This is a genomic window from Roseateles sp. Mitsp63, assembly GCF_059491535.1.
In genome coordinates this window covers 5,256,601-5,280,019 of the sequence record NZ_CP168509.1, presented here as the reverse complement: position 1 = coordinate 5,280,019, position 23,419 = coordinate 5,256,601, and the positions used below count along the sequence as shown (strand labels likewise).

The 23,419-nt window shown below is 69.8% G+C and carries 27 protein-coding genes and 1 tRNA gene; 9 read left to right on the top strand and 19 right to left on the bottom strand.

Annotated features, from left to right (window positions below; translation table 11 throughout):
• Positions 1–63: 63 nt before the first annotated feature.
• Both ACEN96_RS22905 and ACEN96_RS22900 read right to left on the bottom strand, forming a co-directional pair.
• Positions 64–813 (bottom strand): HesA/MoeB/ThiF family protein, encoded by a 750-nt coding sequence (locus ACEN96_RS22905; protein WP_495585333.1) that lies wholly within the window; start codon positions 811–813, stop codon positions 64–66.
• A gap of 3 nt (positions 814–816) precedes the next feature.
• Positions 817–1,986 (bottom strand): S1C family serine protease, encoded by a 1,170-nt coding sequence (locus tag ACEN96_RS22900; RefSeq protein WP_495585332.1) that lies wholly within the window; start codon positions 1,984–1,986, stop codon positions 817–819.
• Positions 1,987–1,999: 13 nt separating this feature from the next.
• On the opposite strand from ACEN96_RS22900, the gene ACEN96_RS22895 reads away from it, so the two are divergent.
• Genes ACEN96_RS22895 through ACEN96_RS22885 form a run of 3 tightly spaced genes read left to right on the top strand, consistent with a single transcriptional unit; the run spans position 2,000 to position 4,484 of the window.
• Positions 2,000–2,752 (top strand): Nif3-like dinuclear metal center hexameric protein, encoded by a 753-nt coding sequence (locus tag ACEN96_RS22895; RefSeq protein ID WP_495585331.1) that lies wholly within the window; start codon positions 2,000–2,002, stop codon positions 2,750–2,752.
• Entirely contained in the window at positions 2,749–3,783 is a 1,035-nt protein-coding gene (pdxA, locus tag ACEN96_RS22890; protein WP_495585330.1) for a 4-hydroxythreonine-4-phosphate dehydrogenase PdxA, read from the top strand. Before ACEN96_RS22895 ends, pdxA begins: the two co-directional genes overlap by 4 nt.
• A gap of 47 nt (positions 3,784–3,830) precedes the next feature.
• Positions 3,831–4,484, top strand: a complete 654-nt coding sequence (locus tag ACEN96_RS22885) for an energy transducer TonB (RefSeq protein WP_495585329.1) — start codon at positions 3,831–3,833, stop codon at positions 4,482–4,484.
• Positions 4,485–4,533: 49 nt separating this feature from the next.
• On the opposite strand, the gene ACEN96_RS22880 is transcribed toward ACEN96_RS22885, so the two are convergent.
• Positions 4,534–6,933 carry a DUF1631 family protein gene (locus ACEN96_RS22880; RefSeq protein WP_495585328.1) on the bottom strand — a complete coding sequence of 800 codons (2,400 nt, stop codon included), beginning with the start codon at positions 6,931–6,933 and terminating at the stop codon, positions 4,534–4,536.
• Positions 6,934–7,050: 117 nt separating this feature from the next.
• A complete protein-coding gene (mscL, locus tag ACEN96_RS22875) occupies positions 7,051–7,494 on the bottom strand; it encodes a large conductance mechanosensitive channel protein MscL (protein WP_495585327.1) in 444 nt (147 codons plus the stop codon).
• Between the two features lie 221 nt (positions 7,495–7,715).
• Between mscL and petA the strand changes: the two genes are divergently transcribed.
• The 6 genes from petA (at position 7,716) to ACEN96_RS22845 (ending at position 12,093) form a co-directional block, all read left to right on the top strand.
• Positions 7,716–8,312 carry a ubiquinol-cytochrome c reductase iron-sulfur subunit gene (gene petA, locus ACEN96_RS22870; protein WP_495585326.1) on the top strand — a complete coding sequence of 199 codons (597 nt, stop codon included), beginning with the start codon at positions 7,716–7,718 and terminating at the stop codon, positions 8,310–8,312.
• Positions 8,313–8,332: 20 nt separating this feature from the next.
• A complete protein-coding gene (locus ACEN96_RS22865; RefSeq protein ID WP_495585325.1) occupies positions 8,333–9,733 on the top strand; it encodes a cytochrome b in 1,401 nt (466 codons plus the stop codon).
• Positions 9,734–9,759: 26 nt separating this feature from the next.
• Complete coding sequence (locus tag ACEN96_RS22860; protein WP_495585324.1) at positions 9,760–10,542, top strand: cytochrome c1; 783 nt, start codon at positions 9,760–9,762, stop codon at positions 10,540–10,542.
• 166 nt (positions 10,543–10,708) lie between these two features.
• The gene (locus tag ACEN96_RS22855) at positions 10,709–11,326 is read left to right on the top strand and encodes a glutathione S-transferase N-terminal domain-containing protein (RefSeq protein ID WP_343642223.1); all 618 of its coding nucleotides are present in this window, start codon (positions 10,709–10,711) and stop codon (positions 11,324–11,326) included.
• Between the two features lie 14 nt (positions 11,327–11,340).
• Entirely contained in the window at positions 11,341–11,898 is a 558-nt protein-coding gene (locus tag ACEN96_RS22850) for a ClpXP protease specificity-enhancing factor (RefSeq protein ID WP_495585323.1), read from the top strand.
• A gap of 119 nt (positions 11,899–12,017) precedes the next feature.
• Positions 12,018–12,093 (top strand) — tRNA-Thr (locus tag ACEN96_RS22845).
• 54 nt (positions 12,094–12,147) lie between these two features.
• Here the strand turns inward: ACEN96_RS22845 and ACEN96_RS22840 are convergent.
• From ACEN96_RS22840 to ACEN96_RS22770, 15 genes are all read right to left on the bottom strand, one after another.
• Positions 12,148–12,900 (bottom strand): tetratricopeptide repeat protein, encoded by a 753-nt coding sequence (locus ACEN96_RS22840; protein ID WP_495585322.1) that lies wholly within the window; start codon positions 12,898–12,900, stop codon positions 12,148–12,150.
• Positions 12,897–13,379 (bottom strand): cytochrome c-type biogenesis protein, encoded by a 483-nt coding sequence (locus ACEN96_RS22835; RefSeq protein ID WP_495585321.1) that lies wholly within the window; start codon positions 13,377–13,379, stop codon positions 12,897–12,899. Before ACEN96_RS22835 ends, ACEN96_RS22840 begins: the two co-directional genes overlap by 4 nt.
• Positions 13,376–13,894 carry a DsbE family thiol:disulfide interchange protein gene (locus ACEN96_RS22830; RefSeq protein WP_495585320.1) on the bottom strand — a complete coding sequence of 173 codons (519 nt, stop codon included), beginning with the start codon at positions 13,892–13,894 and terminating at the stop codon, positions 13,376–13,378. The genes ACEN96_RS22835 and ACEN96_RS22830 overlap by 4 nt, the downstream gene beginning before the upstream one ends.
• The gene (locus ACEN96_RS22825) at positions 13,894–15,894 is read right to left on the bottom strand and encodes a heme lyase CcmF/NrfE family subunit (protein ID WP_495585319.1); all 2,001 of its coding nucleotides are present in this window, start codon (positions 15,892–15,894) and stop codon (positions 13,894–13,896) included. The genes ACEN96_RS22830 and ACEN96_RS22825 overlap by 1 nt, the downstream gene beginning before the upstream one ends.
• The gene (gene ccmE, locus ACEN96_RS22820) at positions 15,891–16,346 is read right to left on the bottom strand and encodes a cytochrome c maturation protein CcmE (protein WP_495585318.1); all 456 of its coding nucleotides are present in this window, start codon (positions 16,344–16,346) and stop codon (positions 15,891–15,893) included. The genes ACEN96_RS22825 and ccmE overlap by 4 nt, the downstream gene beginning before the upstream one ends.
• Positions 16,343–16,483: a hypothetical protein gene (locus ACEN96_RS22815; RefSeq protein WP_495585317.1), complete on the bottom strand. Its 141-nt coding sequence runs from the start codon at positions 16,481–16,483 to the stop codon at positions 16,343–16,345. The genes ccmE and ACEN96_RS22815 overlap by 4 nt, the downstream gene beginning before the upstream one ends.
• A complete protein-coding gene (gene ccmC / locus ACEN96_RS22810; RefSeq protein ID WP_495585316.1) occupies positions 16,480–17,250 on the bottom strand; it encodes a heme ABC transporter permease CcmC in 771 nt (256 codons plus the stop codon). The genes ACEN96_RS22815 and ccmC overlap by 4 nt, the downstream gene beginning before the upstream one ends.
• A gap of 13 nt (positions 17,251–17,263) precedes the next feature.
• Positions 17,264–17,920 carry a heme exporter protein CcmB gene (gene ccmB, locus ACEN96_RS22805; protein ID WP_495585315.1) on the bottom strand — a complete coding sequence of 219 codons (657 nt, stop codon included), beginning with the start codon at positions 17,918–17,920 and terminating at the stop codon, positions 17,264–17,266.
• Positions 17,917–18,609: a heme ABC exporter ATP-binding protein CcmA gene (ccmA, locus tag ACEN96_RS22800; protein ID WP_495585314.1), complete on the bottom strand. Its 693-nt coding sequence runs from the start codon at positions 18,607–18,609 to the stop codon at positions 17,917–17,919. The genes ccmB and ccmA overlap by 4 nt, the downstream gene beginning before the upstream one ends.
• Positions 18,596–19,258: a cytochrome c3 family protein gene (locus ACEN96_RS22795; protein WP_495585313.1), complete on the bottom strand. Its 663-nt coding sequence runs from the start codon at positions 19,256–19,258 to the stop codon at positions 18,596–18,598. The genes ccmA and ACEN96_RS22795 overlap by 14 nt, the downstream gene beginning before the upstream one ends.
• Positions 19,259–19,274: 16 nt before the next feature.
• Entirely contained in the window at positions 19,275–19,754 is a 480-nt protein-coding gene (locus ACEN96_RS22790) for a nitrate reductase cytochrome c-type subunit (RefSeq protein WP_495588663.1), read from the bottom strand.
• Positions 19,755–19,819: 65 nt separating this feature from the next.
• Positions 19,820–22,333, bottom strand: a complete 2,514-nt coding sequence (gene napA / locus ACEN96_RS22785) for a periplasmic nitrate reductase subunit alpha (RefSeq protein ID WP_495585312.1) — start codon at positions 22,331–22,333, stop codon at positions 19,820–19,822.
• The gene (locus tag ACEN96_RS22780) at positions 22,317–22,637 is read right to left on the bottom strand and encodes a chaperone NapD (protein ID WP_495585311.1); all 321 of its coding nucleotides are present in this window, start codon (positions 22,635–22,637) and stop codon (positions 22,317–22,319) included. The genes napA and ACEN96_RS22780 overlap by 17 nt, the downstream gene beginning before the upstream one ends.
• Before the next feature lie 32 nt (positions 22,638–22,669).
• Positions 22,670–22,828: a periplasmic nitrate reductase, NapE protein gene (napE, locus tag ACEN96_RS22775; RefSeq protein ID WP_495585310.1), complete on the bottom strand. Its 159-nt coding sequence runs from the start codon at positions 22,826–22,828 to the stop codon at positions 22,670–22,672.
• Positions 22,829–23,015: 187 nt separating this feature from the next.
• On the bottom strand, positions 23,016–23,351 hold the full coding sequence (locus ACEN96_RS22770) for a hypothetical protein (RefSeq protein WP_495585309.1): 336 nt from the start codon (positions 23,349–23,351) through the stop codon (positions 23,016–23,018).
• Positions 23,352–23,419: the final 68 nt, after the last annotated feature.

Below are 23,419 nucleotides of genomic sequence, written 5' to 3'. Positions count from 1 at the left end.
CCGGCGGTGTCGGTTTGTTGCATGGATCCGTCCGGCGCGCGGGGCACGCGACGGAACACGGGGTCAGTGGCCGCCGCAGCATGGGCAGCGCGGGTCGCGCGCGACCTGCAGGTCGGTCCACTCCATCCGCCGCGCGTCGAGCATCAGCAGCCGGCCCGGCAGGCGCGAGCCCATGCCGCTGAGCAGCTTGAGCGCCTCGGCCGCCTGCATGCTGCCGATGATCCCGACCAGCGGCGCGAATACGCCCATCACCGCGCAGCGCTGCTCCTCGGGCGGCTGGTCGGCGGGGAACAGGCAGGCGTAGCAGGGGAAGGCCCGGCCGCGGCTGTCGTAGACGCTCAGCTGCGCGTCGAAGCCCAGCGCCGCGCCCGACACCAGCGGCTTGCCGTGCTTCACGCAGGCGGCGTTGACGAGGTGGCGCGTCGTGAAGTTGTCGGTGCAGTCGAGCACGACGTCGGCCTGCGGCACGAGCTCGTCGAGCAGCGCCGCGTCGGCGCGCGCGGTCAGCGGGCGCACCTTCGGCTCGGGATTGATCGCGGCGATGCCGGCCGCCGCCGACAGCGCCTTGGGCTGGTCGACGCGGGCCAGGCTGTGCGCGATCTGGCGCTGCAGGTTGGTGACGTCGACGCGGTCATGGTCCACCAGCGTGATGCGCCCGACCCCGGCCGTGCCCAGGAAGAGCGCCGCCGGCGAGCCCAGGCCGCCCGCGCCGATCACCAGCGCGTGCGCGTCCAGCAGGCGCTGCTGGCCGTCGATGCCGATGTCGTCCAGCAGGATGTGGCGCGAGTAGCGCAGCAGCTGATCGTCATCCATGGGTCATTCCGGCTGGGCCTCGTCGGTGGTCTGCGGCTGGCGCAGCCCGACCTGCAGCGGCAGCTTCAGCAGCGACTTGCCGCGCTGCACCGCGATCACCGTCTGGCTCTCCGGCTTGAGCGCGGCCACGACATTGACCAGCTCGCGCGGCGTGCGCACCGCCTGGCCCGCGACCTCGGTCACGACGTCGCCCGCCTCCAGCCCGGCCTTCGCGGCCGGACTGGCCTTGAAGACCTCCTTGACCAGCACGCCGTGATCGACCGCGAGCTTCAGCGTGTCGACGACCTCCGGATTGATGTCGCCGGTGATGACGCCGAGCCAGCCCCTGGAGACCTTGCCATCCTTCACGAGCGCCTCCAGCACCTGGTACGCCGAGTCCACCGGGATCGCGAAGCCGATGCCCAGGCTGCCGCCGCCGGTGCGCGAGTAGATCGCCGTGTTGATACCCACCAGCCGGCCCTGCACGTCGACCAGCGCGCCGCCGGAATTGCCGGGATTGATGGCCGCGTCGGTCTGGATGAAGTTCTCGAAGGTGCTCAGGCCGAGCTGCGTGCGGCCCAGCGCGCTGATGATCCCGGAGGTCACCGTCTGCCCGACGTTGAACGGATTGCCGATCGCCAGCACGACGTCGCCGACCTGCAGCTCGCCCGCCTTGCCCGGATGGATCACCGGCAGCGGCGGCGGCAGCGTGATGCGCAGCACCGCCAGGTCGGTCTCCGGATCGGTGCCGACCAGCCGCGCCGCGGTGTCGCGGCCGTCGGCCAGCTGCACGCGGATCTCGGTCGCGCCGGAGACCACATGGTTGTTGGTCAGCACGTAGCCGTCCGGCGAGACGATCACGCCCGAACCCAGGCCGGTCTGCGGCCGCTGCTGCGGCTGCTGCAACTGCCTTTTGCCGAAGTGGAAGCGCAGCCAGGGGTCGGCGTCGATCTCGCGCTGGCTGGGCGCGGGCTTGTTGGCCAGCACCGCCACCACCGCCGGCGAGGCCGCCTGCGCCGCGGCCGCGAAGCTGAACTGGACCGCCGCGCGGGGCGGGGCGCCGGCCGCGGCCGGCAGCGTGGGCAGGACCCGGGGCGCCTCGTGCAGCCATTCCGGCTTGAGCGTCGACACGACGAAATAGCCGGCCAGCGCCACCGTGGTGGCCTGGGAGAAAATCAGCCAGGTTTGACGCAAGAGAGATCCTGTCATGGCACATCGCACGGAGCTGGAGCGGCTGCTCGCCGCCACGCTGGAGCCCACGCGGTTCAAGGATTATGGGCCGAACGGTCTGCAGGTCGAGGGCCGCGATCCGATCCGGCATCTGGTGTGCGGGGTCACCGCCAGCCTGGCGCTGATCGACGCCGCGATCGCCTCCGGCGCCGATGCGATCCTGGTCCACCACGGCCTGTTCTGGCGCGGCCAGGACGGCCGCGTCACCGGCTGGATGAAGCAGCGCCTGTCGCGGCTGCTGACGCATGAGATCAACCTGTTCGCCTACCACCTGCCGCTGGATGCCCATCCCGAACTCGGCAACAACGCGCAACTGGCGAAACATCTGGGCTGGGCCGCCGACGGCCGTTTCGGCGAGCAGGACCTGGGCTTCATCGGCGCGCTGCCGGCGGCGCTGGGCACGCTCGATGCGCTGAGCGCCCACGTCGAGGAGCGGCTGGGCCGCGCCACGGTGCGGGCCGCGGGCGATGGGCGGCCCCTGCGGCGCGTGGCCTGGTGCACCGGCGGCGCGCAGGGCTACTTCGAGGCCGCCATCGCCGCCGGCGCCGACGTCTTCCTCACCGGCGAGATCTCCGAGCCCCAGGCCCATTACGCCGCCGAGACCGGCGTCGCCTTCATCGCGGCCGGCCATCACGCGACCGAACGCTACGGCGTGCAGGCGCTGGGCCGCCAGGTGGGCGAGCAGCTCGGCCTGCGCGTCGAGTTCATCGACATCCCGAATCCGGCATGAATACCCCGCTCGAGGCCCGCGGCGCCAAGCCGCTGCTGCTGACGATGGGCGATGCCTGCGGCATCGGCCCCGAGATCGCCGTCGCCGCCTGGGCACGCGACCGCGGCGCGGATCTGCGGCTGGTCGGCGACGCGCGGGTCTTCCGGCGCGCGCTGGGATTCATGGGCCTGTCGCTGCCGGTGGCGGTGCTCGAGCGCGCGGACGATGCCGCGCCGCCGGACTGCCTGCCGGTGTGGCAGCCGTCCGGGCTGCCGGCGGATCTGCTGGCCCAGCCGCTCGGGCAGGTGAGCGCCGAAGCCGGCGCCGCGGCGGCGCGCTGCATCGTCGCGGCCGTGCATGAGCAGCAGGCCGGGCGTTCGCGCGCGCTGGTGACGGCGCCGATCCACAAGGAGGCGCTGCATGCCGGCGGCATCGATCACCCCGGCCACACCGAGCTGCTGCAGGCGCTGTGCGCCGACGCGCAGGGGCAGTTGCCGCCGGTGCGCATGATGCTGGCCAACGAGGAGCTGCGGGTGGTGCTGGTGACCATCCACGTCGCGTTGCGGCAGGCGGTCGACCAGATCACGACCGGACGCGTGCTGCAGACGATCCGCATCGCCGATGCCGCGCTCAAGCGCGCGGGCATCGCCGCGCCGCGGATCGCCGTCGCGGGCCTGAACCCGCACGCGGGCGAGGGCGGCCTGTTCGGCAACGAGGAGATCGAGCACATCGCGCCCGCGATCGCGCAGGCGCGCTCGCTGGGCATCGCCGCGAGCGGCCCCTTCGCGCCGGACACCGTCTTCATGCGCGCGCGCCATGCGCCGCCGCGGCATCCGGGCGAGTTCGACGTGGTGGTCGCGATGACCCATGACCAGGGCCTGATCCCGGTGAAGTACCTCGGCGTGGAGGAGGGCGTCAACGTGACGCTGGGCCTGCCGCTGGTGCGCACCAGCCCCGATCACGGCACCGCGTTCGACATCGCCGGCACCGGCCGGGCCGACCCGTCGAGCATGGCCGCGGCGATCCGGATGGCGCGGGCGATGTCCGCCTGAACCACCATAATCGCCGCCATTCCAACCATCGATACAGGGAGAACGGCATGGACGGGAAGACGACGCGCCGCAGAGCGCTGGCGCTGCTGGCATTGGCCGGCGCGCTGCAATTCGCCGCCGTTGGCGGCGCCTCGGCCCAGGAGGTCAAGGAGGAGCTGAACGTCTGGTTCGACGTGCTGTTCGACGAGAACGGCCAGGCCAGGGAGATCACGCCCGTCGACGAGGCGACGCAGACGCCCGGGTTCTGGAAGCAGATGACGGCCCGGCTGCAGAAGGCCAGGATCCCGCCGCGCCAGGCCGATGGCCGGAACGCGACCTTCCGAACCGGCGTCCGGCTCTACCTGGCCGTGGACAAGGAGAAGTCGACGGTGGGCATCCGCTCGATGGAGATGCTGCCGATCCCGACCAGGCTCTATTACGCGGCCTATCCGGACGACGCTGCCTCGCTGGCGGGCTGGGAAGGCGAGATCAGGATGGTCTGCAAGGTCGGCGTCGACGGCACCTGCGTGGAGTCGACCGTCGACATGCCGGCCGGCATGCCGCAGTCGCTCAAGCGCTATGGCCGGGCCTCGATGGCGCAATGGCGCTTCAAGCCGCAGGAAGTGGATGGCAAGCCGGTCGAGGGCGAGTTCATCACGCCGCTCCGGATGCGCACCAACGACAACATGCCGGTCGACTTCCGCGAGCCGCGCAAGCTCTGAGCCGCAGGCGCGCCAGGCGGGGCGCCTTCAGCACGCCTTCAGCACGCTTTCATGACGCCTTGCCCAGCGCCGCGAGCTGCTGCCGCGCGCGCGCGGTGGCGCGCTCCAGCAGGTGCGCGTGTTCGTAGGCCCGCAGCCGGCCGCCCTCGCAGAGCTTGCGCAGCATCCGCGCCGTCATCGTCAGCGTCTCCTGATGCTTGGTGCCGTGCGTGAAGATGAAGAAGCTGCGCGTGGCGCTGATGTGGGCCAGCCGGACCTTCACCCAGTCGTCATCGCGATGCATGCGGTAGGCGGTGCCGATGTGCAGGTGATCGACCAGCAGTTCGCCGGCCGTCGGTGACGGCGCCTCCTCTGCCGCCGGCAGGCCGTCGATGCTGATGTCCACCGCCTGCAGCGGCCGCTGCTCCTCGGCGCTGAGGTCGATGTCGACCTGGCCGTCCCAGTCGACATGCTTGTCCTCGATCAGGCCGAGCCGCTGGGCCTCCTCGTCGGACAGCTTCTCGCTGAGGTCCAGGTCCAGCGGCGTGCTGCCGGGCGCGGGCAGGTCCTGCTCGCGCGGCGGCGCCATGCCGAAGACCGACTCCAGCTGCTTGGCCAGCAGGTTGTACTCGAGCGGGCTGAGCGCCTGGCCCTTCAGCGAGTCGGCGTGCGCCGGCAGCAGTTCGGCGAAGAATTTCTTGCGATCGGGCTCCGGCCAGCGGATCAGGTCCAGGCCTTCGTTGAGCGTGCGCATCAGCACCGGCAGCGAGGCCAGGAAGGCCTGGCGCTGCTGCGGCGTGGTCTTGGGCTGCACCGACAGCACCAGGTCGCGGCCCATCTGGCGCAGCCGCTCCACCAGCGCCGCGTCCAGGTCCGGGTGCCGCGACGTGTGGACCAGCACCTCGCTCCAGGTCTGCGTCAGGAAGTCGCGCAGGAAGTCCCGCATCTCGACGCTCGCCATCGCCTGCTGCAGCTGCTGCATGTAGCGCTGCTGCAGGCGCAGCTCGGTCTCCTTGCGCTCCAGCAGCGCGGCGGCATCGCCTTGCGCCTTCAGCGACTGGGCGGTCTGCTCCTCGATGAAGTGCTCGAGCTGGCCCAGCTTGGACTCGTACAGGTCCATGCGGTCGAAGTCGCCGCTGACCACGTCCTGGACCAGGTCCCGCACCAGCGCGAGGAAGGACTTGCCGGGGTCCTCGGTGAAGTCGTCGTAGGCGGCCGCCAGCGTCGCGATGCGGTTGACCAGCCGCCGCACCGGATGCCGGCGCGACGAGAAGAAGGTGCGGTCGCCCAGCGCCGCGCGCAGCACCGGCAGCTGGAGCCGGGCGATCTGCTGCGCCATCAGCGGCGGCAGCTTGGCATCGGACAGGATCTGGTCGAACAGGCCGGCGACGACGTCGATCACCATGTGGTCGAGCGAGCCGCTGGCCGCCTGCCGCAGTTCGTCGCGGTGCTGGTGGATCAGGTTGGGCGGCAGCACGATCGGGCCGCCCTCGACGTAGGCGCCCGGTTCGCCTTCCCAGCCCTGCCACTGGCTGTTGGGGGGCAGTCCGCCCGCCGTGGTCGGCCCGGCGAGTCCGACGATCGGCGCCTGCGCCAGCCGGCGCAGCAGCTCCATCAGTTGCGGATCGATGGGCCCGCCGCCCAGGCCTCCGCCCGTGGCCACGTAGCCGCCATGACCGCTCCCCTGGAAGGCGCCGGCCATGCTGTGCAGCATGCCGGGCCGGCCGCCCTGGATGCTGTGCAGCGCGCCGGGCATCGTCGCGTAGCGGCTGTCGTGCAGCGGCACGCCCGAGGTCGATGCGCCGTGCATGGACTGGCCCCGCGATGTGGAGCCGCCGGTCCCGCGCACGCGCAGGTCCTGCGGGCGCAGGCCGCGGCTGCGGAACAGGCCGGCGACGTCGGCATAGCAGGCGCGCATTTCCAGCGACAGCGCCCGGGTGAGTTCGTCGGTCAGCACCTGGCGGGTGTCCGGATCGTCGGTGACCGCGTTGACGCCCTCGATCAAGGCCTGCGCGATCGCCTGGGGGCGCAGCGGATGGCGGTCCTCGGCGATGCCGGGGATGTCGCCCATGTAGGAATTGACCTCGCGCAGCTCCCACTCGCTCTGGTGGCCGAGCGCCAGACCGATCCGGTCGGTCGCGACCAGGGTGTTGACCTGGTCGTCGTCCATCAGGGAGAGCTCGTCCCACTGCGTGGGCTTGGCCGCGGGACGGGCGCCGGCAACCGGCGTTCCCGGAGCGGGCGACGTCTCCGCCGCCTGTTGCCGCATCGACTGGTCGAAGCGCTGCGAGAACAGCGCCTGGTGCTTGCGGAAGATGAATTGCGCGGACAGCAGCGCATCCCGCCGCTTGGCCTGTCCGGAGGACAGTGCGGCGAGACCTAGACCTTCGGCGCCGCGCTCGGCGGCTTGTTCCGCCGCCAGGCGCACGCGCTGGAGCGCAGCGTCGACGTGGGGGTTCAGACGGTTCATCGAGGCATCAGGCACATTGTGGTGATCGCACCACATGACAAGTATCGGCGATGGCTATCCCTCGTCCGGGTGGGATCCACCCGGCTTGTGCGCAAAAGGTGACGATTGAAGAAAGCTTTACGCTTTGTCACGTCTCAGCGCGTCGCGGATCTCGCGAAGCAGCTGGATGTCCTCGGGCGTGGCCGGGGGGGCGGCCGGGGCGGCGGGCGTCTCGCGCTTGAGGCGGTTCACCTGCTTGACCATGATGAAGATGATCAATGCCAGGATGATGAAGTTCAGCAGCACGGTCAGGAAGCTGCCGTAGGCGAAGAGCGGGACGCCGGCCTTGGTGAGGGCCTCGTAGGTCATCGGGCCGGTGTAGTTCTTGGGCGGATCCGAGAGCCGGACGAAGTAGTTGCTGAAGTCCAGTCCGCCGACTGCCTTGCCCACCAGCGGCATGATCAGGTCCTTGACCACCGAGTCGACGATCTTGCCGAAGGCGCCGCCGATGATCACGCCCACGGCGAGGTCCATCACATTGCCCTTGACGGCGAACTCACGGAATTCGGTCAAAAAACCCATCGTTTGCTCCTTGTGCTCCACGTGTGCGAAGGCGCCCACTACCAAGCGCTTTCCCGGGGTCGCCCTCCGCCTCCGGGCAAGCATCCTAACGGCGTTTGCGCCACGACAAATGTCAACGTGGCGGATCGATGCACATCGGTAGAGCGCCTAGGGGCGGGCCGGGATTTTCTTACCTAGAATCTTTGGTTGCCCCTGATCAGAAGTTCCCTGTAAGGACCCTCATGAGTGACCCACAAGTGGACCAAGGCAAGCGCACCTGGCTCATCGCCACCGGTTGCGCGGGAGCAGTAGGCGGCGTGGCCACCGCCGTCCCGTTCGTCAGTACCTTCGCTCCCAGTGAGCGCGCCAAGGCGGCCGGCGCCGCCGTCGAAGTGGACATCGGCGGACTCGCCCCCGGTCAGAAGCTGACCGTCGAGTGGCGCGGCAAGCCGGTGTGGATCGTCCACCGGACCAAGGAGCAGCTCGACGCCCTCAAGGGCAACGACCCGGAGCTCGCCGATCCGCAGTCCGATCGCAAGGCCTATCCGATCCCCGAGTACGCCAAGAACGAATGGCGCTCGCTCAAGCCCGAGTACCTGGTCGTCGTGGGCATCTGCTCGCACCTGGGCTGCTCGCCCAGCGACAAGTTCCAGGCCGGCCCCCAGCCCTCGCTGCCGGACAACTGGCACGGCGGCTTCCTGTGCCCCTGCCACGGCTCGACCTTCGACATGGCGGGCCGCGTCTTCAAGAACAAGCCCGCCCCCGACAACCTCGAGGTGCCCCCGTACACATTCCTGTCGGACACCAAGCTGTTGATCGGCGAGGACAAGAAGGCTTAACCCGGAGCGAGATCCACGACATGGCTGAATTCAAGGAAGCACCTGCCGGCGCTCCGATGGGCGTCCGGCTGATGACCTGGGTGGACAACCGGTTCCCCGCGTCCCAGCTCTACAAGGAGCACATGTCGGAGTACTACGCTCCGAAGAACTTCAACTGGTGGTACATCTTCGGCTCGCTGGCGCTGCTGGTGCTGGTGATCCAGATCGTCACCGGGATCTTCCTGGTGATGCACTACAAGCCCGACTCGGCGCTGGCGTTCGCGTCGGTCGAGTACATCATGCGGGACGTCCCGTGGGGCTGGCTGATCCGCTACATGCACTCGACGGGCGCCTCGGCGTTCTTCGTCGTGGTGTACCTGCACATGTTCCGCGGGCTGCTGTACGGCTCGTACAGAAAGCCGCGCGAGCTGGTGTGGATCTTCGGCTGCGCGATCTTCCTGTGCCTGATGGCCGAGGCCTTCATGGGCTACCTGCTTCCCTGGGGGCAGATGTCGTACTGGGGCGCGCAGGTGATCGTGAACCTGTTCGCCGCCGTGCCCTTCGTCGGCCAGGACCTGGCGCTGCTGATCCGCGGCGACTACGTCGTCGGCGACGCGACGCTGAACCGCTTCTTCAGCTTCCACGTGATCGCGGTGCCGCTGGTGCTGCTCGGCCTGGTCGTCGCGCACATCATCGCGCTGCACGAAGTGGGCTCGAACAACCCGGACGGCGTCGAGATCAAGGCGAAGAAGGACGCGCAGGGCCGGCCGCTCGACGGCATCCCCTTCCACCCGTACTACACGGTGCACGACATCTTCGGCGTGGGCCTGTTCCTGATGGTCTTCTCCGCGATCATCTTCTTCGCGCCGGAGCTGGGGGGCTACTTCCTCGAGTACAACAACTTCATCCCGGCCGACCCGCTGAAGACGCCGCCGCACATCGCGCCGGTCTGGTACTTCACGCCCTTCTATTCGATGCTGCGCGCCACCACCGACGTGATGGTCCAGGTGCTGTGCGGCGTGATCGCGCTGTCGGCCATCGTCACGCTGCTGCGCGGCGGGCTGTCGGCGCTGGGCAAGGGGATCGTGCTCGTGGGCGCGGTGGTCGGCATCGCGCTGCTGCTGACCTTCGACGCGAAGTTCTGGGGCGTGGTGGTGATGGGCGGCGCGGTCATCATCCTGTTCTTCCTGCCCTGGCTGGACCACAGCCCGGTCAAGTCGATCCGCTACCGGCCCGACTGGCACATGTATCTCTACGGCATCTTTGTGCTGCTCTTCCTCGTGCTCGGCTACCTGGGCGTCAAGCCGCCGTCGGATGCGGGAACGATCGTGTCGCAGATCGGCACGCTCTACTACTTCGGCTTCTTCCTGCTGATGCCGTGGTGGAGCAAGGCCGGCCAGTTCAAGCCGGTGCCCGAGCGCGTCACGTTTCACCCGCACTGAACCGCCAACGTCACGGAGTCGAACGAATGAAGAAAATCATCGCCACGCTGCTGACGTCGCTGTGCCTGGGCGCGGGACTGACGTCGACGGCGCTCGCGTCGGAGGGCGGCATCGAGTGGGACCGCTTCCCGGTCCAGAAGATGAATGACCTGGCCTCGCTGCAGAACGGCGCCAAGATCTTCGTCAACTACTGCCTGAACTGCCACAGCGCGAATTTCATGCGCTACAACCGGCTCAAGGACATCGGCCTGACCGACGAGCAGATCAAGAACAACCTGCTGTTCGCCGGAGAGAAGGTGGGCGAGACGATGAAGGTCTCGCTGGACCCGAAGCAGGCCAAGGACTGGTTCGGCGCGACCCCGCCGGACCTGACCGTGATCGCCCGGTCGCGGGCCGATGGCGCCAAGGGAACCGGGGCGGATTACCTCTATACCTACCTCAGAAAGTACTACCGCGACGAAACCAAGGCCACGGGATGGAATAATCTCGCCTTCCCCAGCGTGGCGATGCCGCACGCGCTGTGGGAACTCCAGGGCGTCCGCACCGCCAGGTTCGAGGAAGAAAAGGACCCGCATGACCCGAACCGGGTCACGCATGTCTTCAAGGGCTTCGAACAGGTCACGCCCGGGACGATGACGACGCAGCAGTATGACGAGGCCGTGGGCGACCTGGTCGCCTATCTCCAATGGATGGGCGAGCCGGCGCAGGGCCTGCGTTTCCGGCTGGGGATCATCGTGGTGCTGTTCCTGCTGGGGTTCACCGTGTTCGCCTGGCGCTTGAATGCCTCCTATTGGAAGGACATCAAGTAAGAACCGATGGCTCGGCCGAAGGCCGGGCCCTCAAGCGCAGTGGGGCGCCGAAAGGCTCCCACTGCGTTGTCGTTTGTTTGTTTGGTCTTTGACCGCGCCGGCCTCGTGCTGGTGTTGTTGTTAGAAAACGAGGACGCCGAGAGGCGTCGATCAGGAGTCCACTGCCATGATGGTGCTTTATTCCGGAACCACTTGCCCCTACTCGCACCGTTGCCGGTTCGTGCTGTTCGAGAAGGGCATGGACTTCGAGATCCGTGATGTCGACCTGTTCGCCAAGCCCGAGGACATCGCGCTGATGAACCCGTACAACGAGGTGCCCATCCTCGTCGAACGCGATCTGATCCTGTACGAGTCGCACATCATCAACGAGTACATCGACGAGCGCTTCCCGCATCCGCAGCTGATGCCCGGCGACCCGGTGGCTCGTGCGCGCGTGCGCCTGTTCCTGTTCAATTTCGAGAAGGAGCTGTTCGCCCACGTCAACGTGCTGGAGAACCGCGGCCAGCCGGTCAAGCCGACCGAGAAGCAGCTGGAGAAGGCCCGCTCGCAGATCCGCGACCGCCTGACGCAGCTGGCGCCGATCTTCCTGAAGAACAAGTACATGCTGGGCGACGACTTCTCGATGCTGGACGTCGCGATCGCGCCGCTGCTGTGGCGCCTGGACTACTACGGCATCGACATGTCGAAGAACGCCGTGCCGCTGTTGAAGTACGCCGAGCGGATCTTCTCGCGTCCGGCCTACATCGAGGCGCTGACGCCGTCCGAGAAGGTGATGCGCAAGTAATACACTGCGTCGTTATGGATGACAGCAAGGACGGCGGCGGCAACGCCGCCAGCTCGACGCGGCCGTATCTGATCCGTGCCCTGCACGAGTGGTGCACCGACAACGGTTTCACGCCCTACATCGCGGTGCATGTGGACCGCATGGTGCAGGTGCCGCTGGAGTACGTGAGCAACAACGAGATCGTGCTCAACGTCGGTTTCGACGCCACGAGCCACCTGGACCTGGGCAATGAGCTGATTCAGTTCAAGGCCCGGTTCGGCGGCGTGGCGCGCGAGATCATCGTGCCGGTGGATCACGTGGTCGCGATCTACGCGCGCGAGAACGGGCAGGGCATGGCCTTCCCGCCTCCGGGACCGGAGGAAGCGGCGGCGGCTCCGCGCGGCCCGGCGCCGTCGTCGGGACCGCGGGGCTTGCGTCTGGCGTCCGAGGGCAGCGGCGGCAATGCCGGCGCTCCCGCCGAATCCAGGCCGGAGCCCGTCCCGGCGCCGACGGCGGTGCCCACGCCGCCGGACGACGACGATCCCGGCGCGGGTCCGTCGGGTGGCCGCCCGGCGCTCAAGCGGATCAAGTGAGCGCCTGAACCTCGCTCAAGCGCGGGGGCCAAGGAGCGTCTTTTCGCTCTGACCGCCTCCCCGCTGCGTCTAGAATGCAGCCCGCGCCGCGATTTCCGCGGCGCCCCAGTTTTCCGTGTGCCGGCTTAGCTCAGTTGGTAGAGCAACCGCCTTGTAAGCGGTAGGTCATCAGTTCGAATCCGATAGCCGGCACCATCGAACGCTTCGAAGCCCCGATTCGTCCCAGGACGAACCGGGGCTTCGGTCTTTTCAGGGGCGGATCGCGACGGACGACGCCGCGGCGGACGGCATGCCCTCCAGGCTCGTCAGATCGGTGCTCACGCGCCGGGCCATGTCCGAGCCCGGCTCCAGCAGGCTCAGCAGGCGCGTCCAGTGCCGCCGCGCGGAAGCGGTGTCACCGCGCCGCACGGCCGCGGCGCCCGCCAGGGCGAGCGCCTTGGGCTGATCGGGCTCAAGCGCGAGCGCCGCATCGATCGCGGCCTGTGCGAGCCCGGAAAGGTCGCCACCCTCCCGCGAGCCCAGCGCGTCGGCGAGATCCGCCTGCAGCTTCGCGCGCAGGCTCCGCTGATCGGGGCCGGACGCCAGCGCGATCGCGCGCCGGTACGCATCGACGGCGTCGCCATAGCGCTCCTGGGCCTCCCGGGATCGCGCGAGCACCATCCAGCCCGGCAGATCCTGCGGCGACGCCGCGAGCTTCGCCGCCAGCCGGTCGACCATCGCGTCGACATCGACGCCTTCGGTCGCATGGGTCGCGCCGCGGCCCATGACCGCCTCGGCCGCGGCGCGCGGATCACCGACCTTCAGATACACGGCTAGGGCCGCGATCGGGAGCGCGAGGCTCAGCACCCCGGCAGTCCCATGCCGCCACCAGCGCGAGGCTCGTCGAGCGGTCGATCCGGCATCTGGCTCGCCGTCAGCGCGCAGCAGAGGCCAGAGCAGCACGCCAAGCACCACCAGCAGCATCGCCGTGGCCGAGGCCCACAGCGGGAACATCGCGTTCATGCGGTCTGTCCTTCCTCGATGCCGCCGGCCTCCTCCATGTCGTCGAGCGCGCCGCCGCCGCCGACCGCCTGGAAGGCGCCTCGCCGGCGCAGGGCCGCGGCGAGCGCGGCCAACCCCGCCGCGAGCACCAGGAACGGGCCGGTCCAGAGCAACCAGGTGGAGGGGCGCCAGGGCGGCGAATAGCGGACGAACGCGCCGTAGCGCTGCTCGAAGAAGCCGACGACCTCGTCATCGCTGCGTCCGTCGCGCAGTTGCTCGCGAATGACTTGACGCATGTCGGCGGCCAGGGGCGCGTTCGACTCGGCCAGGGTCTGGTTCTGGCAGACGACGCAGCGCAGCTGGTGCGCCAGCCGGGATTCACGCGCCTCGAGATCGTCCGTGCCTGCCGGCCGAGGCTCCGCGCCGAAGGCCGCGCCCGACGGTTCGAGCAGGGCCGCGAGCGCCAGCAGTCCCGCGGCGAGTGATCGGCGGCCCGTCATCGCGACGCCCTCAACGCGGGGAGCAGCTTGTCGCGCCAGATCGCGGCGGTCACCGGCCCTTGATGGCGATAGCGCACGCGCCCTCGCGCGTCGATGACGAAGGTCTCGGGCACGCCCTGCACGCCGAAATCGAGACCGACGCGCCCATCGGCATCGATCGCCGACCCGCGATACGGATTGCCGACGGCGCTCAGCAGCGCGCGGGCGGCCTCGTCCTGATCCTTGTAGCTGAGGCCGTACAGCGCCACGCCGTCGCGCGCGGCCAGTTGACGCAGCGCGGGCAGCTCCTGGCGGCAAGGCTCGCACCACGAGGCCCAGACATTCAGCATCCAGGGCTGGCCGTGCATCGACGCGGTGCTCAGGCGCTGGCGCGCGTCCTCGAGCAGCGGCCGCTCGAAGGCGGGCGCCGGCCGGTCCAGCAAGGCCGAGGGCAGCACGCGGGGATCGCGGTCGAGGCCGAAGGCCAGCATCAGCGCCAGGCCAAGGAAGACCAGCAAGGGAAGCAGGTAGCGCATCAGGCGGCCTCCCCGCCGGCGAGCGCCGCCGCTTGTCTTCGCGGCCGCTCCGGGCGCGCGCCGGCCGGGGCATTGCTCGTGACTCTCAAGCGCCGGTCCGCCAGTGCCAGGAAGCCGCCAAGCGCCATCAGCAACACCCCGGCCCAGATCCACGCCATGAAGGGCTTCACCTGGATCCGCACATGCCATCGCCCATCGCCGGCGGGGTCGGCCAGCACGATGAACAGGTCACGCCGCCAGCCGACATCGATGGCGGGTTGGCTCAGCGCGGTGCCATCGGCGCGGAAGACGCGCTTTTCGGGATGCAGCGTCACGTCCCCCGCGATGAAGGTCGCGCGCACGCTGTCGTGATTGGGGCCCGCGACCGGATCCAGCGCCGCGAAGCGGAACTGCTGTCCCGCCACCTCCACCGAGTCGCCCAGGCTCAGTGTCGTCTCCTGGTGGCGCTCGAAGCCGGTGGCCAGCGTCGCTCCGAGGACGAACACGCCCACGCCCGCGTGGGCCGCGAGCATGCCCCACCACCCCGCCGGCTGACGCCACGCGCGCCGCCAGCGCGCGCCGGGCTCGGCGCTCAGCCGCTGCGCCGCGTGCGCGATCGCCGCGCCGATGCACCACGCCGCCAGCACCACGCCGAAGCCGGCCAGCGGCGTCCAGCCCGAGAACGCGCCGCCGGTCAGCGCCAGCAGCGCCAGCGCACACAAGCCGCTGGCCCCGACGGCCCAGCGCAGCTGGCGGCGCAGCTCCGGCAGCGGCGCCCGCTTCCAGCGCACCAGCGGCCCGACGCCCATCAGCACCAGGGCCGGCACCAGCATCGGCATGAAGACGGCCTCGAAGTAGGGCGGGCCGACGGAGATCTTCTCGCCGCGCATCAGGTCCAGCGCCAGCGGATACAGCGTGCCGATGAGCACCGCCAGCGCCGCGGCGCCGAGCAGCACGTTGTTGAGCATCAGGAGCGTCTCACGAGAGAGCGCCTCGAAGCGGCCGCCGAGTCCGACGCCCGGCGCGCGCCACGCGAAGAGCAGCAGCGAGCCGCCCACCACCGCGATCATCATCGACAGGATGTAGAGGCCGCGCCCCGGATCCACCGCGAACGCATGCACCGAGGTCAGCACGCCGGAGCGGACCAGGAAGGTGCCCAGCAGGCTCAGCGAGAACGCCGCGATGGCCAGCAGCACCGTCCAGCTGCGGAACGCGCCGCGGTGGTCGGTGACGATCAGCGAGTGGATCAGCGCGGTGCCGGCGAGCCAGGGCATCAGCGAGGCGTTCTCGACCGGATCCCAGAACCACCAGCCGCCCCAGCCCAGCACGCCATAGGCCCAGGCGCTGCCGAGCAGGATGCCCAGCGTCAGGAAGGACCAGGCGGCGAGCGTCCAGGGACGCGACCAGCGCGCCCAGGCCGCGTCGAGCCGGCCCGAGAGCAGCGCCGCGATGCCGAAGGCGAAGGCCACCGAGAAGCCGACATAGCCCATGTAGAGCAAGGGCGGATGCGCGACCATGCCTGGGTCCTGGAGGAGTGGATTCAGGTCGCGGCCCTCGGGCGCGGCCGGAGACAGGCGCGCGAATGGATTGGACAGCGCGAGCAGGAACCCCAGCATGCCGATGCTGAGCCAGCCCATCACCGCGAGCACGCGCGCGGCGTAGTCGCGCGGCAGGCGGCGGCTGAGCAGCGCGACCGCCGCGCCCCAGACGGTGAGCAGCGTCTGCCACAGCAGCATCGAGCCCTCATGGCCACCCCACACGGCGGTGAAGCGGTAGAGGGCGGGCAGCGTCGAATGCGAGTTCGCCGCGACGTACAGCACCGAGAAGTCGCCGCGCAGGAAGGCGGCCGCGAGCACGCCGAAGGCCAACAGGCACAGCGCGCATTGCAGCAGCGCGGCGGGACGCGCCACGCGCATCCAGGGCTCGATGCGCCAATGGGCGCCGAGCAGCGGCAGCGTGCCCTGGACGACGGCGGTCAGCAGCGCCAGCACCAGCGCGAAGAGGCCGGCCTCCGGGATCATGGCGCGGCTCCCGCCGCGGCGCCGGCATTGGCGCGCCTGCCGTGCTCGAGGGCGGTCGCGGCCTCGGGCGGCATGTAGTTCTCGTCATGCTTGGCCAGGACCTCGGTGGCGATGAAGGCACCGTCGTCCCGCAGCCGTCCCGCGACGACCACGCCCTTGCCCTCCTTGAAGAGGTCGGGCAGCAGTCCGCGGTAGCGGACGGGGACGCGGTGCGCCTGATCCGTCACGACGAAGCGCACGGCGAGCCCGTCCTCGCGGCGGAGCGACTCCGGCTCGACGAGTCCGCCGAGCCGGAAGGCGGCGTCGCGGGGCGCCTGCGCGGCATGCACCTGGGTGGGGCTGAAGAAGAACATGACGTTGTCGCTCAAGGCGCGCAGCACGAGGGTGCTGGCCATTCCCAGCGCGGTGAGCGCGGCCAGCACGAAGAGCAGCCGTCGATGACGGGGTTTCATGGCAGGGGCTCCTCGTCCTCGCGCGGGGCCGCATCGCGTGACCGCCGGTGGCGGCGCCACAGCATCGCGACCTCGAGGACAAGCAAGGCGGCCGAGGCCCAGCCCACGGCGAGATGGAAGCAGTGATCGGCCCTCATGCCTGGCGCTCCAGTTCGCGCTCGCGGAGCAGGCAGCGGGCACGCGCGAACGAGGCCGCGATCGCGTAGGCCCAGCAGGCGAGGGCCATCAGCAGCATGCCGGCGAGCATGGACCTGGCCATCGACGGCGCGGCGTCGAAGCGGATGGACGCCCCTTGATGGAGGGTGCTCCACCAGCGCACCGAGCCGTAGATGACCGGCACGTTGACGACGCCGACGAGCAGCACGATGGCGCCGGCGTGGTCGGCGCGGCGCGTGTCCTCGATCGCCGAGACGAGGCCGAGGTAGCCGAGGTAGAGGAACAGCAGCAGGAGCTCGGAGGTGAGCCGCGCATCCCAGACCCACCAGGTGCCCCAGGTCGGTTTGCCCCAGGCGGCGCCGGTCCAGAGCGCGATGGCGGTGAAGACCGCGCCGGTGGGGGCGAGCGCGCGGGCCAGGATGGGCGAGAGGCGGCTGCGGTAGATCAGTCCGATCGCGGCGTGGAAGGCGGCGACCAGGTAGATGAACATGGACATCCAGGCGGCCGGCACATGCAGGAAGATGAGCCGGTAGACCTCGCCTTGCTGATGGTCCGTGGGCGCGACGGCGAAGCCCACCCACAGGCCCAGGGCCGCGAAGATCGCGGCGGCTGCGGCGAACCAGGGAATCGCGCGCGCTGCCCACGGATCGAAGATGACGGGCGAGGCCAGCGCCCGCCAGCGGCGGCGGGAGGCGCCGGCGCGGGACGGCGCCTTGGCGGGAAGGGGGACGGTGCCGGTCACGGTCATGGCGGCGGATTCCTCATTCGACGGCGAGCCGCAGCGCGGCGCTGGTGGCCCAGGGGAGCGAGACCAGCGACACGAGCAGCACCGCGCCCAGCATCGCCAGATGCGGCGCGGGGGGCAGGCCTTGCTGGGTGGCGGTGGCGGCGCCGCTGCCGAAGATCAGCGTGGGCGCGCACAGGGGAAGGACGATCAGCGCCAGCAGCACGTGGCCGCGCAGGCCCAGCGTCAGCGCCGCGCCGAAGGCGCCGAGCAGCGACAACGCCGGCGTGCCGATCAGCAGCGACAGCGCGAGCGCGCCCGACGAGGCCGGCGTGAGACCGTACTGCAAGGCCAGCAGCGGTGAGGCCAGCACCAGCGGAGCGCCCGTCAGCAGCCAGTGGGCGAGCGTCTTGGCGGCCGCCAGCGAGAGCGCGCCGCCAGGCGCGAGCAGCGCCTGTTCCAGGCTGCCGTCGGCCAGGTCGGCCTCGAACAGGCGGTACTGCGACAGCAGCATTGCCAGCAGCGCGGCGACCCAGATCACGCCAGGCCCGAGCGCGCGCAGCAACGCGGCGTCCGGTCCGATGGCCAGGGGAAACAGGCTCGCCACGACGGCGAAGAAGACCAGCGGCCCCAGCGCGTCCGACGGCCGGCGCGCGGCCAGCAGCAGGTCGCGATGCAGCAGCGCGCGCATCATTCGGAGCGCCCGTCGCCGCCATGGCGGGTCGGATGCGAGGCCAAATGCGAGACCAGATGCGAGGCCAGAGGCGACGCCAGATGCGAGGCCAAGTCCAGCGGCACGCAGATGGGCCCGGGCAGGGCCAGCGGGTGATGGGTGGCCACCACGGCCAGTCCGCCCGCCTCGAGATGGCGGGACAGCTGCGCCGTGAAGGCGCGTTCCCCGTCGGCATCGAGGGCCGCGAGCGGTTCATCGAGCAGCCACAGCGGGCGATCGCTCAATCGGACGCGGGCCAGCGCGAGCCGGCGGCGCTGGCCTTGGGAGAGCCGGCGCACCGGCGCCTCGGCCACGCGCCGCAGGCCGGCGTCGCCGATCGCCGCGTCGATGCGGTCGCCGCTCGGCCGGACGCCGGCGAGGCGGCTCGACAGCGCCAGGTTCTCGCGCGCGGTGAGGTCGAGGCTGAGCCCGTTCTGATGCGCGAGGTAGACGGCCCGCGCGGGACGATCGATGCCCTCGATGAGACCGCGCTCGACCGGCAGCAGGCCGGCGAGCTGGCGTAGCAGGCTGCTCTTGCCGCTGCCATTGGGGCCGCGCAGCGCCAGCGCCTGGCCGGCGCGCAACTCGAAACTCAGCTCGCGGAACAGCCAGCGGCCGCCGCGCGCGCAGCCCAGCCGCTCGACCCGCAGCGCCGCGTCATGGCTTGCCATCGGTCGTCCCGCCCGCGTCGCCGCCGGGCACCTGCTGGCCCGGGCTGTCGGACGGTCCCTCGCCCGGCGGAATGTGGGGCAGCTTGTGCGCGATGCCCTTGTGGCAGTCGATGCAGGTCTTCTCCTTGCTGGCGAGGTAGGTCGAGTGCATCGCCTGCGCCCGCGCGCTCTGCCGCGTGAAGTCCATCGACTCGTAGTTGTGGCAGTTGCGGCACTCCAGCGAATCGTTGGCCTTGAACCGCGCCCACTCGTGCTTCGCCAGTTCCAGCCGCTTCTCCTGGAACTTCTCCGGCGTGCTGATGGTGCCGAAGATCTTGCCCCAGACCTCCTTGGACGCCTGCATCTTGCGGGCGATCTTGTCGGTCCAGTCATGCGGCACGTGGCAGTTGGAGCAGATGGCCCGCACGCCCGAACGGTTGGTGTAGTGGATGGTGCTCTTGAGCTCCGCGTAGACGTTCTCGCGCATCTCGTGGCAGCCGGTGCAGAACGCCTCGGCGTTGGTCGCTTCCATCGCGGTGTTGAACGCGCCCCAGAACACGATGCCGCCGATGAAGCCGCCCAGCGTCAGGAAGCCGAGACTGAAATGGACGCTGGGCCGTCTCAGGACGGTCCAGTAGCGCCCGAGGAGCCGGATCGTGGCTTGCAGCATGGTCCGCTCCCTGGGGTCACTTGCGGCCCGCGGACGCGGACGCGTCCTTGCGGGTCCGCGGGCGCCGGGCTTCACGCTGGATCAGCGTGTCGATGTCGACGAAGGTGTTGGGCACCACCAGCGGCGCGGCGTCCTGCGGCACGTGACACTGCACGCAGAAGTAGCGTCGCGTCGAGACCTGCCCGAGCATGTGCCCGTCGCGGTCCATGTAATGGGTGATGCTCACCGGCACCGCCTGCGACACGGAGGTCTTCGCGCGCGCGTGGCAGTCCAGGCATTTGTTGAAGTTGCGATCGACCTGGTAGCCGTCGATCCGGTGCGGAATCGTCGGCGGCTGCATCGCGTAGTTGCGGGTGCGGCGCAGGTCGTCGTTGATCTGGTTGCCCAGCAGCGGCGGCCGGGTGGTCTCGGTGATAGGCGCCGGGCCGCGGGCCGCGTCGGTGAAGGGCTGACCCTTCTGAGCGCCCGCGGGCTGCGCCATGGCGGCGGCGCCCATCAGCAGCGCGATGATCGTGCCACCGATGGCGGCGCGGATCCGGTGGAGGACTGCAGGTCTCGGTCTCATGGCGCGTCCTCCGTCAGGGCGACCTTGGTGATCTTGACCGCGCACTTCTTGTAATCCGTCTGCAGCGAGATCGGATCGGTCGCGTCCAGGGTCACCTTGTTGATGAGCTGGCTCGCGTCGAACCAGGGCACGAACACCAGCCCGCGCGGCGGCTTGTTGCGCCCTCGGGTCTCGACGCGCGTCTGCATGCGGCCGCGCCGCGACGCGATCTCCACCAGCGAGCCGCGCCGGACGCCGAGCGCCTTGGCGTCATCCGGATGCATGTAGCAATAGGCGTTGGGCACCGCGCGATGCAGCTCAGGCACGCGGCGCGTCATCGAGCCTGAATGCCAGTGCTCCAGCACCCGCCCCGTGGACAGCCAGAACGGATAGTCCTTGTCCGGGGACTCGGGCGGCGGCTCGTAGGGCAGGGCGAAGATGTTGGCCTTGCCGTCCGGGTTGCCGTAGAACTGCCAGCCGCTGCCGGCCTTGACGTAGGGATCCTCGCCCTCGCGGTAGCGCCAGCGCGTCTCCTTGCCGTCGACCACCGGCCAGCGGATGCCGCGCGCCTTGTGATACTCGTCGAACGGGGCCAGGTCGTGCCCATGGCCGCGGCCGAAGGCGGCGTACTCCTCGAACAGCCCCTTCTGCAAATAGAAGCCGAAGGCCTGCGCCTCGTCGTTGGCGTAGGCCGGGTCGACATCGGCCAGCGGAAAACGGTCGACATGGCCGTTGCGGTACAGCACGTCGTAGAGCGTCTTGCCGCGCAGCGCGGGCTTCTGGTCGATCAGCGCCTTGGGCCAGACCTCCTCGACCTTGAAGCGCTTGGAGAACTCCACCAGCTGCCAGAGGTCGGAGCGGGCGTCGCCCGGCGCCTTCACGAGCTGATGCCAGAAATGGGTGCGGCGCTCGGCGTTGCCGTAGGCGCCTTCCTTCTCGACCCACATCGCGCTGGGCAGGATCAGGTCGGCCGCGACTGCGGTCACCGTCGGGTAGACGTCCGAGACGACGATGAAGTTCTCCGGATTGCGGTAGCCCGGGTAGGTCTCCTGCATCAGGTTGGCGCCGGCCTGCATGTTGTTGTTGACCATCACCCAGTAGGCGTTGAGCGCGCCGTCCTTGAGCTTGCGGTTCTGCTCGACCGCGTGATAGCCGGGCTTGGGCGGGATGGTGCCCTCGGGCAGGCGCCAGATCTCCTCGGCGTGGGCGCGGTGCCTGGGGTTGGTCACCACCATGTCCGCCGGCAGCCGGTGCGCGAAGGTGCCGACCTCGCGGGCCGTCCCGCAGGCCGAGGGCTGTCCGGTCAGCGAGAACGGGCTGTTGCCCGGGGTCGAGATCTTGCCGGTCAGCAGATGGATGTTGTAGATGAGGTTGTTGGCCCAGGTGCCGCGCGTGTGCTGGTTGAAGCCCATGGTCCAGAACGAGGTGACCCTGGTCTTGGGATCGGCGTACAGCTCGGCCAGCGCCTGGAGCCGGTGCTTGGGCACGCCGGTCAATTCGGCGGTGTGGTCCAGGTCGTACTTGCTGACGAACTTCGCGTACTCGTCGAAGGTGATCGGCTTGGCGCCATTGGGGTCGCCGGCGTTCTTCGCCGCCTTCTGCAGCGGGTGCTCCGGCCGCAGGCCGTAGCCGATGTCCGGATTGCCGAGCTTGAAGTTGGCGTGCCGCTCGACGAAGGCCTGGTTGACGCGCTTCGTCGAGATGATGTGGTGGGCGATGTAGTTCAGGATCGCCAGGTCGGTCTGCGGCTTGAAGATCAGCTCGATGTCGGCCAGTTCGCAGGAGCGGTGCTCGAAGGTCGACAGCACCGCCACCTTCACGTCCGGGCCGCTGAGCCGCCGGTCGGTGACGCGGGTCCACAGCACCGGATGCATCTCGGCCATGTTCGAGCCCCACAGCACGAAGACGGTGGCGTGCTCGATGTCGTCGTAGCAGCCCATCGGCTCGTCCATGCCGAAGGTCCGCATGAAGCCGGTCACGGCCGAGGCCATGCAGTGGCGCGCGTTGGGATCCAGGTTGTTGCTGCGCAAACCCGCCTTCATCAGCTTGGACGCGGCATAGCCCTCCCAGACCGTCCACTGGCCCGAGCCGAACATGCCGACCGCCGTCGGTCCCTTGGCCTTGAGCGTCTTCTTGAACTGCTCGGCCATCACGTCGAAGGCGCGCTCCCAGCTGACGGGCTGGAACTCGCCGTCCTTGGCGTACCGGCCGTCCTTCATCCGCAGCAGCGGGGTGGTGAGCCGGTCCGCGCCGTACATGATCTTGGACAGGAAGTAGCCCTTGACGCAGTTCAGGCCGCGGTTGACCTCGGCCTCGGGATCGCCCTGCGTGGCGACGACGCGGTTGTCCTTGACCGCCACCTGCACGTGGCAGCCGGTGCCGCAGAAGCGGCACGGCGCCTTGGACCAGGTCAGCTTCGAGGCCTGCGCAGGGGCGCTGCCGTCCTCGGCCAGGGCCTCGATCGGAATGCCCGCCACCGCGCCCGCGGCGACGGCGGCGGAATGACGGACGAAGTCACGTCGTGTGCTCATGGTCGTGTTCCTTGTTGGGCGGAGCGGGCGGCGGCTCATCCGCCGGGCCCAGCGGTTCGATGTGCTGGTAGACCAGCGCGACGTCGATGACGCCGGGCAGGCGCTGGAGCTCGCCGATCTGGTCGAGGATCTCGCCGGCGCTCGCGCCATCGAGCGTCACGACGAGCTTGCCGCTCTCGGCGCGGCCATGGAGCCGCGCCGCCGGCATGCGGCCGATCGCCTGGGCGACGGCGTCGAGCTGGCGCGGCGCCGCTTGCACCACGGCGCTGGCGATGTGCATTTCTGCTGGGATGGGGCTGGTCATGCGCCGGGTCATCTGCAGGGTCATCCGCCGGGTCATCCGCCGGGCGGTCCGGCGAACATCTGGTAGATCCAGACGATGAAGCCGTAGCCGGCCACCGTGACGACCGCCAGGATCGGCGCCATCACGACGGTCAGGAGGAGGAAGCCGCGCAGCTCGTCGCTGCGGCTTGGATCAGGGGTCGAGGGGGGCATATGGGCGGCGATATATGGGCGGCGATTCTTCGCCGCCGCTGCGCCCCTCGTGTTGATGCTTGTCAACGGAAGCGCCGGCACGATGCGGCGCCAGGCGCGGTGTGCGCCTGCAAGGCGGTGGCCGGCCGCCAGGGGGCCAGGTCTTGTCCGGAACCGCCCGGCGAGCCCGAGGGCGGCCCGCGGCCGCTCAAGCCTGCCGGACGCGGATGCGCAACTCGCCCTGGAGCAGCAGGCCTTCGTCGCGCAGCAGCTGCAGCAGCGTCGGCTGCAGGTGACGGAGCTTGGCGGCGATGGCGGCGTTGTCCGCGACCAGGGTCCAGCCGTGCTCGTCGAGCGTGCCGGCCTGGACGAAGCGCTTCATCGCCCCGGGCAGGGCGACGCTGACCGCCGCCAGGTGGCGCTGCGACAGCGCCAGCTGCTGCCCCAGCCGCGCCAGCACGCCATGGCGCGACATGGCCCGGCCGAAATCCAGCGGATCGGGCGTGTCGGACTTGACGCGGGGGGGCAGGTAGCGCGGGGCCATGGGCCGGCAGTGTAGTCCGGGGACTGGAAAACCCGGAGACGGGCGGTGGTCCCGGCCGGGCCGGCGGG

Coding starts and splice junctions, on each gene's coding strand:
- ACEN96_RS22895 (WP_495585331.1), top strand. CDS start 2,000: ATGGCACATCGCACGGAGCTGGAGCGGCTGCTCGCCGCCACGCTGGAG.
- mscL (WP_495585327.1), bottom strand. CDS start 7,494: ATGGGTTTTTTGACCGAATTCCGTGAGTTCGCCGTCAAGGGCAATGTG.
- petA (WP_495585326.1), top strand. CDS start 7,716: ATGAGTGACCCACAAGTGGACCAAGGCAAGCGCACCTGGCTCATCGCC.
- ACEN96_RS22905 (WP_495585333.1), bottom strand. CDS start 813: ATGGATGACGATCAGCTGCTGCGCTACTCGCGCCACATCCTGCTGGAC.
- ccmC (WP_495585316.1), bottom strand. CDS start 17,250: ATGACCGTGACCGGCACCGTCCCCCTTCCCGCCAAGGCGCCGTCCCGC.
- ACEN96_RS22865 (WP_495585325.1), top strand. CDS start 8,333: ATGGCTGAATTCAAGGAAGCACCTGCCGGCGCTCCGATGGGCGTCCGG.
- ACEN96_RS22770 (WP_495585309.1), bottom strand. CDS start 23,351: ATGGCCCCGCGCTACCTGCCCCCCCGCGTCAAGTCCGACACGCCCGAT.
- ACEN96_RS22880 (WP_495585328.1), bottom strand. CDS start 6,933: ATGAACCGTCTGAACCCCCACGTCGACGCTGCGCTCCAGCGCGTGCGC.
- ACEN96_RS22830 (WP_495585320.1), bottom strand. CDS start 13,894: ATGCGCTACCTGCTTCCCTTGCTGGTCTTCCTTGGCCTGGCGCTGATG.
- ACEN96_RS22815 (WP_495585317.1), bottom strand. CDS start 16,483: ATGAGGGCCGATCACTGCTTCCATCTCGCCGTGGGCTGGGCCTCGGCC.
- ACEN96_RS22825 (WP_495585319.1), bottom strand. CDS start 15,894: ATGATCCCGGAGGCCGGCCTCTTCGCGCTGGTGCTGGCGCTGCTGACC.
- ACEN96_RS22795 (WP_495585313.1), bottom strand. CDS start 19,258: ATGCTGCAAGCCACGATCCGGCTCCTCGGGCGCTACTGGACCGTCCTG.
- ACEN96_RS22790 (WP_495588663.1), bottom strand. CDS start 19,754: ATGGGCGCCGCCGCCATGGCGCAGCCCGCGGGCGCTCAGAAGGGTCAG.
- ACEN96_RS22885 (WP_495585329.1), top strand. CDS start 3,831: ATGGACGGGAAGACGACGCGCCGCAGAGCGCTGGCGCTGCTGGCATTG.
- napE (WP_495585310.1), bottom strand. CDS start 22,828: ATGCCCCCCTCGACCCCTGATCCAAGCCGCAGCGACGAGCTGCGCGGC.
- ccmB (WP_495585315.1), bottom strand. CDS start 17,920: ATGATGCGCGCGCTGCTGCATCGCGACCTGCTGCTGGCCGCGCGCCGG.
- ACEN96_RS22835 (WP_495585321.1), bottom strand. CDS start 13,379: ATGACGGGCCGCCGATCACTCGCCGCGGGACTGCTGGCGCTCGCGGCC.
- pdxA (WP_495585330.1), top strand. CDS start 2,749: ATGAATACCCCGCTCGAGGCCCGCGGCGCCAAGCCGCTGCTGCTGACG.
- ccmA (WP_495585314.1), bottom strand. CDS start 18,609: ATGGCAAGCCATGACGCGGCGCTGCGGGTCGAGCGGCTGGGCTGCGCG.
- ACEN96_RS22855 (WP_343642223.1), top strand. CDS start 10,709: ATGATGGTGCTTTATTCCGGAACCACTTGCCCCTACTCGCACCGTTGC.
- ccmE (WP_495585318.1), bottom strand. CDS start 16,346: ATGAAACCCCGTCATCGACGGCTGCTCTTCGTGCTGGCCGCGCTCACC.
- ACEN96_RS22840 (WP_495585322.1), bottom strand. CDS start 12,900: ATGAACGCGATGTTCCCGCTGTGGGCCTCGGCCACGGCGATGCTGCTG.
- ACEN96_RS22780 (WP_495585311.1), bottom strand. CDS start 22,637: ATGACCAGCCCCATCCCAGCAGAAATGCACATCGCCAGCGCCGTGGTG.
- napA (WP_495585312.1), bottom strand. CDS start 22,333: ATGAGCACACGACGTGACTTCGTCCGTCATTCCGCCGCCGTCGCCGCG.
- ACEN96_RS22860 (WP_495585324.1), top strand. CDS start 9,760: ATGAAGAAAATCATCGCCACGCTGCTGACGTCGCTGTGCCTGGGCGCG.
- ACEN96_RS22850 (WP_495585323.1), top strand. CDS start 11,341: ATGGATGACAGCAAGGACGGCGGCGGCAACGCCGCCAGCTCGACGCGG.